Below are 15978 nucleotides of genomic sequence, written 5' to 3'. Positions count from 1 at the left end.
GCCCCTAGCTCACCTTCAGCTCCAGGATCTTGTCGTCCCCCTTGGCGGGGCTGCCGCGGCCGTCTGTCTCACTCGTCGTCAGCCAGAGCTTGTCGCCACCGGCGGAGACGACCGTCCGCAGGCGGCCGTACTCGCCCTTGAGGAAGGACTCGGGGGCCGCCGACGCCTTCGTGCCGCTCAGGGGGATGCGCCAGAGCCTCTCTCCCTTGAGACCCGCCATCCAGATGGAACCCTCGGCGTAGGCGATGCCGCTGGGGGAGGCGTCGTCGGTGTGCCACTGGGCGACCGGGTCGTGGTACTTGGCATCGCCGCCGCGGCCCTCGACGACCGGCCATCCGTAATTGTCGCCGGGCTTGATCTGGTTCAGCTCGTCCCAGGTGTCCTGGCCGAACTCGGAGGCCCACAGCCGCTGTTTGTCGTCCCAGGCCAGCCCCTGCACATTGCGGTGGCCGTACGAATAGACGACGGAGTCGCCGAAGGGATCGCCCGGCGCGGGATCGCCGTCCGGGGTCATCCGCAGGATCTTGCCGCCCAGCGCCTTCTTGTCCTGGGCCTGCCCGCGGTCACCGGTCTCGCCCGCGCCGGCGTACAGCATCTTGTCCGGGCCGAACGCGATCCGGCCGCCGTTGTGGATCACCCCCTTGGGGATGCCCTTGAAGACGGTGTCCGGAGCACCGAGCTGCTCACCCGGCGGCTTCTTCGCGTCGTACAGCATGCGGACGATGCGGTTGTCCGAGGCGGTGGTGAAGTACGCGTAGACCATGTGGTCCGAGGCGTAGTCCGGGGAGAGGGCGATGCCCAGGAGGCCGCCCTCGCCCGCGGGCGCGACTCCCGGCACCTCGCCGAGCTCCGTCTTCCGGCCGGTCTTCTCGTCCACCCGGACGATCGTCCCCTCGTCCCGCGAGGACACCAGGAGCCCGCCCTCCGGCAGCGGCGCCAGACCCCAGGGCGTCTTCAGGCCCTCGGCGACCGTCCGCACCACCTTCACCGAACCCTTCGCCGGGGGTGACTCCTCGGTGGGACTCCCGGAGGGCGACGACGCAGGCGTCGAACTCCCGAGGCCCGGGAACGCGCTCTTCCCGTCGTCCGGCGCGCCCCCGTCCCCGGAGGAACAGCCGGCCGTCACCAGAAGCGCTGCCGCGGCCAACACGGCCGTCACCACTCGTCCTTGCACGATCAAGGTCCCTTCGACGCGGCGGTCCTACTGTTCATACACCGCCGGTGCCGCGCAGGTTCCCGATCACCGAAGCCCGAGGCGGACAGCCCCGCCGCGGGCGGGCTCAGTCCCACGATCCCCGCGCCCCCGGCAGCGCCGCCACCTCGGCGAGGTCCGCCGCCGTCAGCCGCAGTCCGGCCGCCCGCGCGTTCTCGGTGACCCAGCGCTCCTGCTTGGTCCCCGGCACCGGAACCACCTGCGGCCCCTGTGCCAGCACCCACGCGAGCGCCACCTGCGCGGGCGTCACCTCGTCCCCGTGCCGCCGGGCGATCCGCCGCAGCCCCGCCACGATCGGCTGGTTCGCCGCCATCATCTCCGCGGTGAAACGGGGGTGGCGGGCGCGCACGTCGTCGGGCTCGAAACCCTCGCCGGGGGTCAGCGTGCCGGTCAGGAAACCGTTGCCGAGCGGCATCGCCGACAGGAAGCCGACCCCGCGCGCCGCGCACCACGGCAGCAGCGCGTCCAGCGCCTCCGTCGACCACACCGACAGCTCGGCCTCGACCGCGCTGACCGGGAAGACCTGCTGCACCCGCTCCAGCTGCCGGATCGTCCCGTCGTGCAGCCGCGTCCCCGAGCGGCGGCCGGACCGGGCGCCCACCGCACACAGGCCGAGCGAGCGGACCTTGCCCGCGGTGACCAGGTCTGCCATCGCGCCCCAGGTCTCCTCGACCGGGACCTCCGGGTCCGCGCGATGCAGCTGATAGAGGTCGATCACGTCCGTCTGGAGCCGGCGCAGCGACGCGTCGCACGCCCGTCTCACGTAGCCGGGGCGGCCGTTGGCCACGATGTGCTGCTCGCCGACCAGCAGACCGACCTTGGTCGACACGAAGGCGTCGGAGCGCCGCTCCTTCAGCACCCGTCCCACCAGGAGCTCATTGGTGAACGGGCCGTACATGTCGGCCGTGTCGAGCAGCGTCGAGCCCTGGTCGAGCGCCGTGTGCACCGCGCGCAGCGACTCCTCGCCGCGCTGGCGCGAAGCGGTGTACGCCCAGCTCATCGGCATGCACCCGAGCCCGACCGCGCCCACCTCGAGCGCCGCCGCCCCGATCGTCCTGCGCTCCACCTGGCCGTGATCCTCCCCTTGCTGGCACCCCAACCTAACCTCTGTGCCTGCGGGTCCCTGGCATAGCCTCCTGACCATGACTCCCGATGTGTGGCTCCCGATTCGCGCCGACGAGATCGAAGGCCTCCCCGAAGGCCTGAACTATCGCTTCTGGGACGGCGGCCAGGACTTCCCCGCGGACCCGGCCGGGTGCGCGTTCTACGTCGTCCCCTACATGAAGCCGCCCGCGGTCTCGCAGCGGCCGATGCCAGGGATGACGTCGGTCCAGGTCGTGCAGACGCTCTCCGCCGGTGTCGACCACGTCCTGCCGAGCCTCGGGCACCTGCGTCCGGGAGTACAGCTGTGCAACGCGCGCGGTGTGCACGAGGCGAGCACGGCGGAGCTCACCCTCGCCCTGATCCTCGCCTCACTGCGCGGCATCCCCGACTTCGTGCGCGGCCAGGACAAAGGGGAGTGGCGCTCGGGCTTCCGTCCCGCGCTCGCCGACAAGTCCGTGCTGATCGTGGGCTACGGGTCCATCGGGGCCGCCATCGAGGACCGGCTCGCGCCCTTCGAGGTGGCGCGGGTGGCGCGCGTCGCGCGCTCCGAGCGCACCATGGCGCGCGGTCTGGTGCATCCACTCACGGAACTTCCCGCCCTGCTGCCCGAGGCCGACGTCGTGGTGCTGTCCACGCCCCTCACCGAGGACACAAGAGGCCTGGTGGACGCCGAGTTCCTGTCCCGGATGAAGGACGGCGCGCTCCTCGTGAACGTCGCGCGCGGCCCCGTCGTCGACACCAAGGCCCTGCTCGCCGAGTTGGAGAGTGGCCGGCTCACCGCGGCCCTCGACGTCACCGATCCCGAGCCGCTGCCGCAGGGACACCCCTTGTGGCACGCGCCCGGCGTGCTCATCAGCCCCCACGTCGGCGGTCCCACTTCGGCGTTCATGCCGCGCGCCAAGCGGCTCCTGGCGGACCAGTTGAACCGTTTCGTGAACCGGGAGCCGCTGCGGAACGTGGTCCTTACCACCGGCGCTTAGGTCACGTCCCGTTCGCACACCGTCCGCTTCGAGCACCCTCCGCAGTTCCCCGAACGCGGGCAGTTGCGACATCCGTGCTGGTCGTCACGGAGCGTAGAGGAACTATGTCCCTGAGTGACGAGACTGGTGTATCGTCCCGACAGGGGCTGCGCCGCGCACCGTTCGGCGCCGGGGTTGAACATTCGGACTGCGAGGGGGGCGACGGGCGATGCACGGCCTATGGACCAACGATCCGACGCGGCGGAGCCGCCGACGACGGCCCTTGCGCGCGGCCACGCGCAGACGCGGCCACGCCGGGTACGGCGGCCACGGTCATGGTGGCCATCACCACCGCAGGCACGGCGGCCGCCGGAGGCACGCGCACCCGGCCCACGGCGACCAGCGGGACTCCGCAGCGCCGACCGGGTGGCCCCGGTGAGCTCGCCAGGAGCACTGCTGACCCGCCGGCCGGTGTTCGGCGGTGGGACGGGTCTGTACTCACAACTCGCACTGGCCCTCGTGTGCGCGGGATACGCCGTCGGTTCCGCGCTCGGCTGGGGCTCCGCTGGACTTGCGCTGATCATGGGCGACTTCGGGCTGAGCGCCGCGGCGGGCACCGCGGCCGTCTCCTGCTTCCGCTACGCCCGTAGCCGGCACAGCCGTTTTCGACCGGCGTGGCTGCTGTTCGCGCTCTCCTCCGCCATGGCATCGCTCGGGAACCTGGTCTGGGGGTGGTACGAGGTGCTCCTCGACCGCCCCGTTCCCAGCCCGAGCTATGCCGACCTGTTCTTCCTGTGCTTCGCGCCACCCGCCATCGTAGGACTGCTCGTGCTCGCCAAGAGGCCCGTCACCAAGGCGGGTTGGGTGTGCCTCGCGCTGGACGCCTGGCTGATCGGCGGCTCGCTGCTCACGCTGTCGTGGAGCCTCGCGCTCGCCCAGGCCGCGAAGTTCGACGGCCCGAGCGTCGCCCACGCCGCGCTGTCCCTCGCGTACCCGCTGCTGGACATCGCGCTGGTCAGCATGGTGCTCGCGCTGCACTTCAGGCGTTCGTCGGTGAACCGCTCCGCGGTGAACACGGCGATCGGGGCGCTCGCCCTGACCGTGATGTGCGACGCCCTGTTCACCTCGCCGCTCCTGCACAACAGCTATCACTCGGGCCAGCTCCTCGACGCGGGCTGGTTCGCCGGCTCACTGCTCCTCGCGTACGCGCCCTGGGTCGGCACCCGGCACGGACAGCCGGACGCCGACGACCACCCCGCGGAAGGGCGCGCGCGCGTGGTCCACGAGCACATTCCAGGGCAGCGCCAGGGAGAGCGCGCCGGGCAGCGGGCGGACCACGCATCCCGCGGATTCCAGGGCCCGGAAGGGCACGACGGACCACAGGGGCACGACGGACCACAGCCGTCACAGCCCGACGGGCAGCAAGAGGGGCACGTGCACGTGAACCCCCAGGACGGAGGCCACGGCCGGTATCCGGTCTCACGCCCGATCGCCGGCTCGCTGGCCGCCCTCACGCCCTACCTGGCCGCCGCCGTCTGCACCCTGGGCATCCTCTACAACGTCCTCAACGGCCACAACGTGGACCGCGTGGTCCTGATCACCGCGGGCCTCGTCGTGCTGGCCCTCGTGGTGCGCCAGGGCATCATGCTGCTCGACAACATCACCCTCACCCAGGAGCTGGCCCAGAAGGAGAACCACTTCCGCTCCCTGGTGCAGGGCTCCAGCGACGTCATCATGATCGCCGCGCCCAACGGCGTCCTGCGGTACGTCAGCCCGGCCGCCGCCGGAGTCTACGGACGCGACGCCGACGATCTCGTCGGCTCCGAGCTCGCCGCACTCATCCACCCCGAAGACCTCGGCTGCGTAGTTCACGAAGTACGACGTTTCCTCGCGGCCAGCCACACCGAGGAACCCACCACCCGGATCGAGTGCCGTTTCCGGTCCGGCGACGGCGGCTGGCTCAATGTGGAGTCCACGGTCAACCGCCACCACGGCGGCCTCATCTTCAACAGCCGCGACGTCACCGAACGGGTCCGCCTCCAGGCGCAGCTGCAGCACAACGCCGAGCACGACCCGCTCACCGACCTGCCCAACCGCGCGCTGTTCACCCGGCGCGTCCAGCAGGCGCTGTCCGGCCGCCGCTCCTCCGACCGCGGCACGGCCGTCCTCTTCATCGACCTCGACGGCTTCAAAGCGGTCAACGACACCATCGGGCACCAGGCCGGCGACGAACTCCTCGTCCAGGCCGCCCGCAGACTCCAGGGCTCGGTACGGCAGGGCGACACCGCCGCCCGCCTGGGCGGCGACGAGTTCGCGGCTCTGATCGTCGGCGACGGCAACCGCGACCGCAGCGCCCGCGAACACCACATCATGGAGCTCGCCGACCGGCTACGGGTCACCCTCTCCCAGCCCTACTCCATCGACGGCAACGATGTCCGGGTGGCCGCGTCCATCGGTGTCGCCTTCGCCGAGCCGGGCCTGGGCGCCGGAGAGCTCCAGCGCAACGCCGACCTGGCCATGTACCGCGCCAAGGCGGCGGGCAAGGGACGCGTCGAGCTGTACGCGCCGCAGATGCAGCAGGACGTCGTACGCAAGGCGGAGCTGGCGACCCGGCTGCGGTCGGCTCTGCAGGACGGCGAGTTCGCGCTGCTGCACCAGCCCGTGGTGTCGCTCGAGAGCGGCCGGATCACGTCGGTCACCGCGCAGGCGCGCTGGCGCTCCGCCCAGGGTGTGCTCTTCACGCCCGCGGAGTTCCTGCGCGTCGCCGAGGACAGCGACAAGACCGCCGAGCTCAGCCGCTGGGTGCTCGAGGAAGCCGTCGAGCAGGCCGCCCAGCGCACCGCCACGGGCGTCACGGTGCCCGTCACCGTCCGGACGAACGCGCGGCGGCTGCTGGACCGCTCGGGCCCCCTCGGCTCCGTGGAAGCCCTGCTCACCCGGCACGGACTCGCCTCCGGCGCCCTGATCATCGAGCTGTCCGACGCCGATCCCCGGGTCTCCCTGGACGAGCTGGAGCGCAGGCTGAACGCTCTCAGGCGCCTCGGCGTCCGTATCGCCCTGGACGGCTTCGGCAGCGGCTACGCGGCCATCACGGCGCTCAGGAGACTCCCGGTGGACGTGCTCAAGCTCGACAGGAGTCTGGTCGAGGGAGTGGTGGAGTCCGCCCGGCTGCACAAGATCACCAGCGGGCTGCTGCGGATCGCCACCGACCTCGGACTCCAGTCCGTGGCCGACGGCGTCGACCTTCCGGAGCAGGTCATCGCGTTGCGCGCGATGGGCTGCACCCATGGGCAGGGCATGGCGTTCTCCGGGCCGCTCGACGAGTACCGGCTGCGCAGAGCGCTGTCTTCCGGCCATTATCCGGTGCCCCACGGCCCGGTCGAGCCGGCGTTCGCGGGCGGCGGCTCAGGGGTGTATACGAGTGGTGTGCCGGCAGTTTTCGGGGGCGGTACGGCCCTCCGCTCACATAATGAGACTCCCGTCCCACCCACTTGACAGTCGGTGCGTGCCGGGGGGAGGGTCAATGCCATGCGCACCCGAATTCTCGTACTTGGAAAGCGCGTCGGCTGAAGCTAGGTGGCCACCGGACGGACCCGGGACACCCAGCGACCGCACCCGGCGCGCTCCCCTCGCTTGCCTCACGGCACGAGGGGTTTTTTGTTGCACAGGCACACGTCGTACACCGCACAAAACTCGCAAAAACCCTCAGCATCGAGAAGAGAATGCCGATGACCGAGCAGGCCACCGGGGCCCATCCGCAGCCGCGGCCCCGTTCCGGAGGACAGCAGTCCGCCCCCGAGCACGTCACGGGCGCGCAGTCCCTCATCCGCTCGCTCGAGGAGGTCGGGGCCGAGACCGTATTCGGCATTCCCGGCGGTGCGATCCTTCCGGCGTACGACCCGCTGATGGACTCCAAGCGGGTGCGGCACGTGCTCGTCCGCCACGAGCAGGGCGCCGGCCACGCGGCCACCGGTTACGCGCAGGCCACCGGCAGGGTCGGTGTCTGCATGGCGACCTCGGGCCCCGGAGCCACCAACCTGGTCACCCCGATCGCCGACGCGCACATGGACTCGGTGCCGCTCGTGGCGATCACCGGTCAGGTCGCCTCCAAGGCGATCGGCACGGACGCCTTCCAGGAGGCGGACATCGTCGGCATCACCATGCCGATCACCAAGCACAACTTCCTGGTGACCAAGGCGGAGGACATCCCGCGGACGATCGCGGAGGCCTTCCACATCGCCTCCACCGGCCGTCCTGGCCCCGTCCTCGTCGACATCGCCAAGGACGCCCTCCAGGCGCAGACCACCTTCCAGTGGCCGCCCGTCCAGGACCTGCCCGGCTACCGCCCGGTGACCAAGCCACACGCCAAGCAGATCCGCGAGGCCGCCAAGCTGATCACGCAGGCCAAGCGGCCCGTCCTGTACGTCGGCGGCGGCGTCCTCAAGGCGAACGCCACCGCCGAGCTGAAGGTCCTCGCAGAACTCACCGGAGCGCCCGTCACCACCACCCTGATGGCGCTCGGCGCATTCCCCGACAGCCACCCGCTGCACGTGGGAATGCCGGGCATGCACGGTGCGGTCACCGCCGTCACCGCGCTGCAGAAGGCCGACCTGATCGTCGCCCTCGGAGCCCGCTTCGACGACCGCGTCACCGGCAAGCTGGACAGCTTCGCCCCGTACGCCAAGATCGTCCATGCCGACATCGACCCGGCCGAGATCGGCAAGAACCGCGCCGCCGACGTGCCGATCGTCGGTGACGCCCGCGAGGTCATCGCCGACCTGATCCAGGCCGTGCAGAAGGAGCACGGCGAGGGACACGCCGGCGACTACTCCGCCTGGTGGAACGACCTGAACCGCTGGCGCGAGACGTACCCGCTCGGCTACGACCAGCCCGACAACGGTTCGCTCTCCCCGCAGCAGGTCATCGAGCGCATCGGGCAGCTCGCGCCCGAGGGCGCGATCTTCGCCGCCGGCGTCGGCCAGCACCAGATGTGGGCCGCGCACTTCATCCAGTACGAGAAGCCCGCCACCTGGCTGAACTCGGGCGGCGCCGGGACGATGGGCTACGCGGTCCCGGCCGCGATGGGCGCCAAGGCCGGTCAGCCGGACCGCGCGGTCTGGGCGATCGACGGCGACGGCTGCTTCCAGATGACCAATCAGGAACTGACCACCTGCGCCCTGAACAACATCCCGATCAAGGTCGCCATCATCAACAACGGCGCCCTCGGGATGGTCCGCCAGTGGCAGACCCTCTTCTACAACCAGCGCTACTCCAACACCGTGCTGCACTCCGGCCCGGAGGCGGACGGCAAGCAGCCGAGCGCCGGAACCCGCGTCCCCGACTTCGTGAAGCTGTCGGAGGCCATGGGCTGCCACGCCATCCGCTGCGAGTCCCCGGACGACCTCGACAAGGTCATCGAAGAGGCGAACTCGATCAACGACCGCCCGGTCGTCGTCGACTTCATCGTCCACGAGGACGCGATGGTGTGGCCGATGGTCGCCGCCGGCACCTCGAACGACGAGATCATGGCAGCCCGGGACGTCCGCCCCGACTTCGGCGACAACGAAGACGACTGAGAGAGAGCCGAGTCAGATCATGAGCAGCAAGCACACCCTCTCCGTCCTCGTCGAGAACAAGCCCGGCATCCTCGCCCGGATCGCGGCCCTGTTCTCCCGTCGCGGCTTCAACATCGACTCGCTGGCAGTCGGTGTCACCGAGCACCCCGACATCTCCCGCATCACCATCGTGGTGAACGTGATCGAGGCACTGCCGCTCGAACAGGTCACCAAGCAGCTCAACAAGCTCGTCAACGTGCTGAAGATCGTCGAGCTGGAGCCCGGTTCGGCCGTTCAGCGCGAACTCGTTCTGGTGAAGGTCCGCGCCGACAACGAGACTCGCTCCCAGATCGTCGAGATCGTTCAGTTGTTCCGCGCCAAGACCGTGGACGTCTCCCCGGAGGCGGTCACCATCGAGGCGACCGGTGGCAGCGACAAGCTGGAGGCCATGCTCAAGATGCTGGAGCCGTTCGGCATCAAGGAGCTTGTCCAGTCCGGCACGATCGCGATCGGACGCGGGGCGCGTTCGATCACGGACCGGTCGCTGCGCGCTCTGGACCGGTCGGCCTGATCCTGGAAACCGTCTCGGTGCGGGCGGACGGCGTACACGGTCCGCCCGCATACCGAGACCCGAAGACTTCCCTTCCCCCGCCCGCCGTACGGTGGGACGCAACACGAGCACACCAAGGAGAACCCCAGTGGCCGAGCTGTTCTACGACGACGACGCCGACCTGTCCATCATCCAGGGCCGCAAGGTCGCGGTCATCGGCTACGGCAGCCAGGGCCACGCCCACGCGCTGTCGCTGCGTGACTCGGGTGTCGACGTCCGCGTCGGTCTGCACGAGGGCTCCAAGTCCAAGGCGAAGGCCGAGGAGCAGGGCCTGCGCGTGGTGACGCCGTCGGAGGCCGCCGCCGAGGCCGACGTCATCATGATCCTGGTGCCGGACCCGATCCAGGCCCAGGTCTACGAGGAGCACATCGCCCCGAACCTGAAGGACGGCGACGCCCTGTTCTTCGGCCACGGCCTCAACATCCGCTACGGCTTCATCAAGCCCCCGGCCGGTGTCGACGTCGCCATGGTCGCTCCCAAGGGCCCGGGCCACCTGGTGCGCCGCCAGTACGAGGAGGGCCGCGGTGTCCCCTGCATCGCGGCCGTCGAGCAGGACGCGACCGGCAACGCCTTCGCGCTCGCGCTCTCGTACGCCAAGGGCATCGGCGGCACCCGTGCCGGTGTCATCAAGACGACCTTCACCGAGGAGACCGAGACCGACCTGTTCGGTGAGCAGGCCGTCCTGTGCGGTGGTACGGCCGCGCTGGTCAAGGCGGGCTTCGAGACCCTGACCGAGGCCGGCTACCAGCCGGAGATCGCCTACTTCGAGTGCCTCCACGAGCTGAAGCTCATCGTCGACCTGATGTACGAGGGCGGCCTGGAGAAGATGCGCTGGTCCGTCTCCGAGACCGCCGAGTGGGGCGACTACGTCACCGGCCCGCGCATCATCACGGACGCCACCAAGGCCGAGATGAAGAAGGTCCTCGCCGAGATCCAGGACGGCACGTTCGCCAAGAACTGGATGGAGGAGTACCACTCCGGTCTGAAGAGGTACAACGAGTACAAGAAGCAGGACGCCGAGTCGCTGCTGGAGACCACCGGCAAGGAGCTGCGCAAGCTCATGTCGTGGGTGAACGACGACGAGGCGTGAGCCGAACGACGCGGGGGCCGGAGCGTGACGCTTCGGCCCCTTCGTCGAACCCCGGGTAACGCCGAGAACACGGCGTTGTCCATCCCGTCCAGCCACGGACGGGTGATCCTTCCGCAGCGGCGTAAGACGAACGGCGTGACGCCACTACACTGCTGCACAACATACGCGTCAGGCCCACAGCGTCGTGCGTCTTCCACGCGGCTAGCCAACCTCCACCGCCTGCGGCCGTCGGGACGGCCGTCCGCATTGGACTTGTGAGGACTCACGTGAGCTCGAAACCTGTCGTACTCATCGCTGAAGAGCTGTCGCCCGCTACCGTCGACGCCCTGGGCCCGGACTTCGAGATCCGGCACTGCAACGGCGCGGACCGCGCCGAACTGCTGCCCGCCGTCGCCGACGTCGACGCCATCCTGATCCGCTCGGCCACCAAGGTCGACGCCGAGGCCGTGGCGGCCGCGAAGAAGCTGAAGGTCGTCGCACGAGCCGGCGTCGGCCTGGACAACGTCGACGTCTCCGCCGCCACCAAGGCCGGCGTGATGGTCGTCAACGCCCCCACCTCGAACATCGTGACCGCCGCCGAACTGGCCTGCGGTCTCCTCCTCGCCACCGCGCGCAACATCCCGCAGGCCAACTCGGCCCTGAAGAACGGCGAGTGGAAGCGCAGCAAGTACACCGGTGTCGAGCTCGCCGAGAAGACCCTCGGTGTCGTCGGCCTCGGCCGCATCGGCGCGCTCGTCGCGCAGCGCATGTCCGCGTTCGGCATGAAGGTCGTCGCCTACGACCCGTACGTGCAGCCCGCCCGTGCCGCGCAGATGGGCGTCAAGGTGCTGTCGCTGGACGAGCTGCTGGAGGTGTCGGATTTCATCACCGTCCACCTCCCCAAGACCCCCGAGACCCTCGGCCTCATCGGCGACGAGGCGCTGCACAAGGTCAAGCCCACGGTGCGCATCGTCAACGCCGCGCGCGGCGGAATCGTCGACGAGGCGGCGCTGTTCTCGGCGCTCAAGGAGGGCCGAGTCGCCGGCGCCGGCCTCGACGTGTACGCGAAGGAGCCCTGCACGGACTCCCCGCTCTTCGAGCTCGACCAGGTCGTGTGCACCCCGCACCTCGGCGCCTCCACCGACGAGGCGCAGGAGAAGGCCGGCATCGCCGTCGCCCGCTCGGTGCGCCTGGCCCTCGCGGGCGAGCTCGTCCCCGACGCGGTGAACGTCCAGGGCGGTGTCATCGCCGAAGACGTCAAGCCGGGCCTGCCGCTCGCCGAGCGTCTCGGCCGCATCTTCACCGCCCTCGCGGGCGAGGTCGCGGTCCGTCTCGACGTCGAGGTGTACGGCGAGATCACCCAGCACGACGTCAAGGTGCTCGAACTCTCCGCGCTCAAGGGCGTGTTCGAGGACGTCGTCGACGAGACGGTGTCGTACGTCAACGCCCCGCTGTTCGCCCAGGAGCGCGGCGTCGAGGTCCGGCTGACCACCAGCTCGGAGTCCCCGGACCACCGCAATGTCGTCACCGTGCGCGGCACGCTCGGCGACGGCCAGGAGGTCTCGGTGTCCGGCACGCTGGCCGGGCCGAAGCACCTCCAGAAGATCGTCGCCGTCGGCGAGTACGACGTGGACCTCGCGCTCGCCGACCACATGGTCGTGCTGCGCTACGAGGACCGTCCCGGTGTCGTGGGCACCGTCGGCCGCATCCTCGGCGAGGCCGGCATCAACATCGGCGGTATGCAGGTCGCCCGTGCCGCGGTGGGCGGCGAGGCGGTCGCCGTGCTCACCGTGGACGACACGGTCTCGCCGGCGGTGCTCGGTGAGCTGGCGGAGGAGATCGGAGCGGCTTCGGCTCGCTCGGTCAACCTCGTCTGAGGTCGCCCGCACCCCTGGGGGCCGCCGCCCCCAGACCCCCGCATCGGCCTGGACGGTCTCGTCCTCAAGCGCCGGACGGGCTGGGAGCTTCCGTACACCGGGGGCACCGGCGCGTCCGGCGTTTGCGGTTTCCGCGGTGCTGTGAGCGGGGGAGTGCATCAGCGAGAAACAGCCCCTCCGGCGATTGAGGAGCGGGGGCTGGGGGCGGAGCCCCAGGCAGGGGACGGGTAGGGGCGGCGGGGGCGAAGAAACCCGGGCGGCGCCGACCTGGGGCCGAGGCCTCCGGGCAGGGAATCCGGGCCGGGGTGTCCGATCGGGGCGTCCGACCGGGGCCGGCGGAGCGTCGCGGCCGGGGCCGGCGGGGCGTCGCGGCCGGGGCGGGCGGGGCGTCGCGACCCGGGCCGGAGGGCGTTCCGGCCGGGTCAGGGCGACCGTTCCGGCCGGGGTCAGGAGCCGTCCCGGCCGGGAGTGACCAGGCCCTCGCGGTAGGCGATGGCGACGGCCTCCGTGCGGCTCGCGGCACCCAGCTTCGCGAGAATGTTGGACACGTGCACGCTCGCCGTCTTGCCGCTGATGAAGAGCTCCTCCCCTATCTGACGATTGGTGCGCCCCCGCGAGAGCAGCAGCAGGACATCGCTCTCCCGGGCGGTCAGCACGGGGGAGCGGTCCGCGCCGGACGGCGCCCCACCCAGCCGCCCGCGCCGCACGAGCGCATCCACGGCCTCACGCAGCGGCTCCGCCCCCAGACGGACCGCGGTCCCACGCGCCTCCCGCGCCTGCTCGGCGGCCTCCACCCGTCGGTCCGCCGCGAGCAGCGCCTCGGCGAGCCGCCACCGGCAACGGGCCAGCTCGTACGGATCGCCGTAGCCGAACGCGGTGACGGCCTTCTCCCAGGCCGGCACGTCCGGCCCGGAGTGCGCGCGCAGCCACTCCGCCTCGGCCCGCGCGAGCCAGGCCAGCCCCTCCGGCCCCTGCCGCGAACCGTCCTCGCCCCGGTCCGCGGTGACCCGCGCGGTCTCCACCAGCTCGGCCGCGGTGCCGGTCCACCGGCGCGCCCCCGCCTCGTCCCCGGTCAGCCGCAGCTCCGCGGCCGTGTCCGCGACCGCGGACAGGGCGAGCGCGGCCAGCCGGACCCCGACGTCGGGCCGTTCGGTGGCCGTGTTCCCGGTGAGCGCGCTGATCGTGTCGCGCATCCGCCCGACGGCGGCATCGGCGTCCCCGCGCAGTGCGGCGGCGTCGGTCAGCACGATCCCGCCGATGAGCGTGGCCAGCCAGTCGAACGGCCCCGCCAGCAGGGCACGGGCGCGGTCGTCGGCGTCCTCGTCACCGCGCGCCACGGCCACGTACAGGGCGGGTCCGATCGCGAACCCGGCCGCGGCGGGCAGCCGCTCGGCATCGGACGCCGCCGCGGTGACGCACTCGTCCCAGCGGCCCAGGGTGTAGAGCACCAGGGACTGGAGGTAGCGCAGCTCCAGCGCGTACGGCGAGGAGACGAGACCGGAACGGCGGGCACGGTCCAGGCCCTCGCCGAGCCAGTTCAGGCACTCGTCGAGGTCGCCCGATTCGTAGCAGCCGATGGCGAGGTTGTAGAGCGCGCGCATCTCGACCGGGACGTTGCCGGAGCCGCGTGCCAGACCGCGGGCCTGCCGCAGCCGGTCGCGGCCTCGCCGCGTACGCCGGTTGTCCGGCTCCAGACCGACCAGGGAGACCAACAGGTCGGCCTGCGCGTCGACGAGCCGGAGCTGTTCGGCGGTGCGCAGCGCCTGGCGGGCGACCCGCTCGGCGTCCTCGTCCCGGCCCACGTACCGCGCCGCCATGACATGGGTGGCCGCCGCCCACACCCAGGTGTACGAGGGAGGCTCCTCGGGGATCATGGCGAGCGCTTCGCTGCTGTAGGTGAAGGCCGCCTTCAGGCTGTCGATGCGCATCAGGTTGCCCGCGAGGGTGTAGCGGACGCGCGCCGCGAGTTCCGAGTCGGCGTCCGAGCCCGCCCGGGCGAGCGCGGCTCGGGTGAGGTGGACCGCCCGGTGGGACTCGCCGGCCCGCGCGGCCGCCGCGGAGGCGCGCAGGGTGAGGGTCACCGGGTCGCCGTCCCCCGGGCGGGCCGCGGCGTCCACCGCGGGCCACAGTTCGAGGGCCATCTCCACGTGGCGCAGTTCCTCGGCGGGCGCGCCGACCTGCTGGGCGTGGTCGGCGGCTTCGAGCGAGGCCGTCAGCGCGTCGGCGAGGTCGTGGCTCTCGCGCGAGTGATGGGCCCGCTCCGCCGCGTTCCGTGCCGAACGGCCGTTCTCCGCGAGGAGCCGGGCGAAGGTTCCGTGCAGCCGGACCCGCTCGCCCGGCAGCAGGTCGGCGTACACGGCCTCGCGGGTCAGGGCATGCCGGAACGAGTACGCGGCAGCTTCGTCGGGGACGAGCAGCTGCCGGCCGACGGCCTCGCGCAGCGCTGACTCCAGCGCGTCCTCGGGCAGTTGTACGGCGTCGCGCAGCAGGTCGTGCTCGACGCGGCGGCCGGCGACGGCCGCCGTGCGCAGCACCTGCTGGGCGGTCTCGGAGAGTTGCTCGATCCGGATGAGGAGGACGTCGGCGAGGCCGCTGGGCATGGCGGGGGAGGCGGTGTCGACGCCGCCCGGCAGCGCGGCGAGCAGTTCCTCCGCGTAGAAGGCGTTGCCCTCGGCGCGTTCGACGATGCGGGTGACCGTGGTCTCCGGCACGGCGTCCGTGCGCAGGGCCCGGACCAGGCGGGCCACCTCGGCGTCGGGCATGGGCCGCAGTTCGAGGCGGTCGACGGCGGGCAGCCGTATCAGCTCGGCGAGCAGGGGGCGCAGGGGGTGGCGCCGGTGCAGGTCGTCCGCCCGGTAGGACGCGAAGACCGCGAGGCGGTGGGCAAAGGCGCCGGCCGCCGGCCGTTGCAGGACGCCGCGGCTGAGCAGGAAGCGCAGGAGGTCGCGGGAGGACTGGTCCGCCCAGTGCAGGTCTTCGAGGACCAGCAGCAGCGGGCTGATGTCGGTGACGGCGGCGAGGAGTCCGGCGAGCCCCTCGAAGAGCTGGAGCCGCCCGCCGTGGTCCGCGCCGGTGCCGGGGCCCGCGCCGAGCAGCGGGCCCACGGCAGGGTGCGCCGCGACGGCGGGGGCGAAGCGCTCGTCCGCGGCGAGGGCACCGAGGATCTCCGTGAACGGCAGGTACGGCAGGCCTACGTCGCCCAGGTCCACGCAGTGGCCGGTGAGGACCGTCATGCCGGTGGCGGCGGCGTGGGCCGCGGCTTCCGCGAGGGTGCGGGTCTTGCCGACGCCGGCGTCGCCCGCCACCAGTACGGCGCGCGGGTCGCCCTGTTTCGCCCGCTCCAGCACGCCGGTGAGCCGGGCGAGTTCGTCCGCGCGGCCGATGAACGGCGTACCGAAAGTCTGTGCCACGAGGACATCCTGGCACGCGGCTCGGACAGGACGGCTCCGGCCGACGCACCCGGGCCGGGGGACCCCCAGGGGGCGGCGAGGGGGGAGCGGCGGCTTTGGCCTGTGCGCCGGGATCGGCGGGGGTCCCGGGTGTGGTGCTGGCAAGGGGTGGCTCCGGTCTGTGCGCCGGGATCGGCGGGGG

The 15978-nt window shown here is 71.6% G+C and carries 9 protein-coding genes; 6 read left to right on the top strand and 3 right to left on the bottom strand.

What is annotated here, in order from left to right; translation table 11 throughout:
* Positions 1-4: 4 nt before the first annotated feature.
* Together H305_RS0139215 and H305_RS0139210 are read right to left on the bottom strand one after the other, a co-directional pair.
* A complete protein-coding gene (locus H305_RS0139215) occupies positions 5-1180 on the bottom strand; it encodes a PQQ-dependent sugar dehydrogenase (protein ID WP_028805274.1) in 1176 nt (391 codons plus the stop codon).
* Between the two features lie 100 nt (positions 1181-1280).
* On the bottom strand, positions 1281-2279 hold the full coding sequence (locus tag H305_RS0139210) for an aldo/keto reductase (RefSeq protein ID WP_028805273.1): 999 nt from the start codon (positions 2277-2279) through the stop codon (positions 1281-1283).
* Positions 2280-2355: 76 nt separating this feature from the next.
* Between H305_RS0139210 and H305_RS0139205 the strand changes: the two genes are divergently transcribed.
* The 6 genes from H305_RS0139205 to serA all read left to right on the top strand — a co-directional run bounded on the left by H305_RS0139205 (position 2356) and on the right by serA (position 12387).
* Positions 2356-3297: a 2-hydroxyacid dehydrogenase gene (locus H305_RS0139205; RefSeq protein ID WP_037766802.1), complete on the top strand. Its 942-nt coding sequence runs from the start codon at positions 2356-2358 to the stop codon at positions 3295-3297.
* 219 nt (positions 3298-3516) lie between these two features.
* Positions 3517-6771 (top strand): putative bifunctional diguanylate cyclase/phosphodiesterase, encoded by a 3255-nt coding sequence (locus H305_RS0139200; RefSeq protein ID WP_028805271.1) that lies wholly within the window; start codon positions 3517-3519, stop codon positions 6769-6771.
* Positions 6772-6998: 227 nt separating this feature from the next.
* The gene (locus tag H305_RS0139195) at positions 6999-8852 is read left to right on the top strand and encodes an acetolactate synthase large subunit (protein ID WP_028805270.1); all 1854 of its coding nucleotides are present in this window, start codon (positions 6999-7001) and stop codon (positions 8850-8852) included.
* Positions 8853-8871: 19 nt separating this feature from the next.
* Positions 8872-9402: an acetolactate synthase small subunit gene (gene ilvN / locus H305_RS0139190; RefSeq protein WP_028805269.1), complete on the top strand. Its 531-nt coding sequence runs from the start codon at positions 8872-8874 to the stop codon at positions 9400-9402.
* 127 nt (positions 9403-9529) lie between these two features.
* Positions 9530-10531 carry a ketol-acid reductoisomerase gene (gene ilvC, locus H305_RS0139185; RefSeq protein WP_028805268.1) on the top strand — a complete coding sequence of 334 codons (1002 nt, stop codon included), beginning with the start codon at positions 9530-9532 and terminating at the stop codon, positions 10529-10531.
* A 266-nt stretch (positions 10532-10797) separates the two neighbouring features.
* Positions 10798-12387 (top strand): phosphoglycerate dehydrogenase, encoded by a 1590-nt coding sequence (gene serA / locus H305_RS0139180; protein ID WP_028805267.1) that lies wholly within the window; start codon positions 10798-10800, stop codon positions 12385-12387.
* 446 nt (positions 12388-12833) lie between these two features.
* On the opposite strand, the gene H305_RS0139175 is transcribed toward serA, so the two are convergent.
* A complete protein-coding gene (locus H305_RS0139175; protein WP_028805266.1) occupies positions 12834-15797 on the bottom strand; it encodes a helix-turn-helix transcriptional regulator in 2964 nt (987 codons plus the stop codon).
* Positions 15798-15978 lie beyond the last annotated feature (181 nt).

The sequence above is a fragment of the Streptomyces sp. 142MFCol3.1 genome (genome assembly GCF_000424945.1).
Taxonomy (GTDB): domain Bacteria; phylum Actinomycetota; class Actinomycetes; order Streptomycetales; family Streptomycetaceae; genus Streptomyces; species Streptomyces siamensis.
This window is presented reverse-complemented; position numbering and strand designations above follow the sequence as displayed.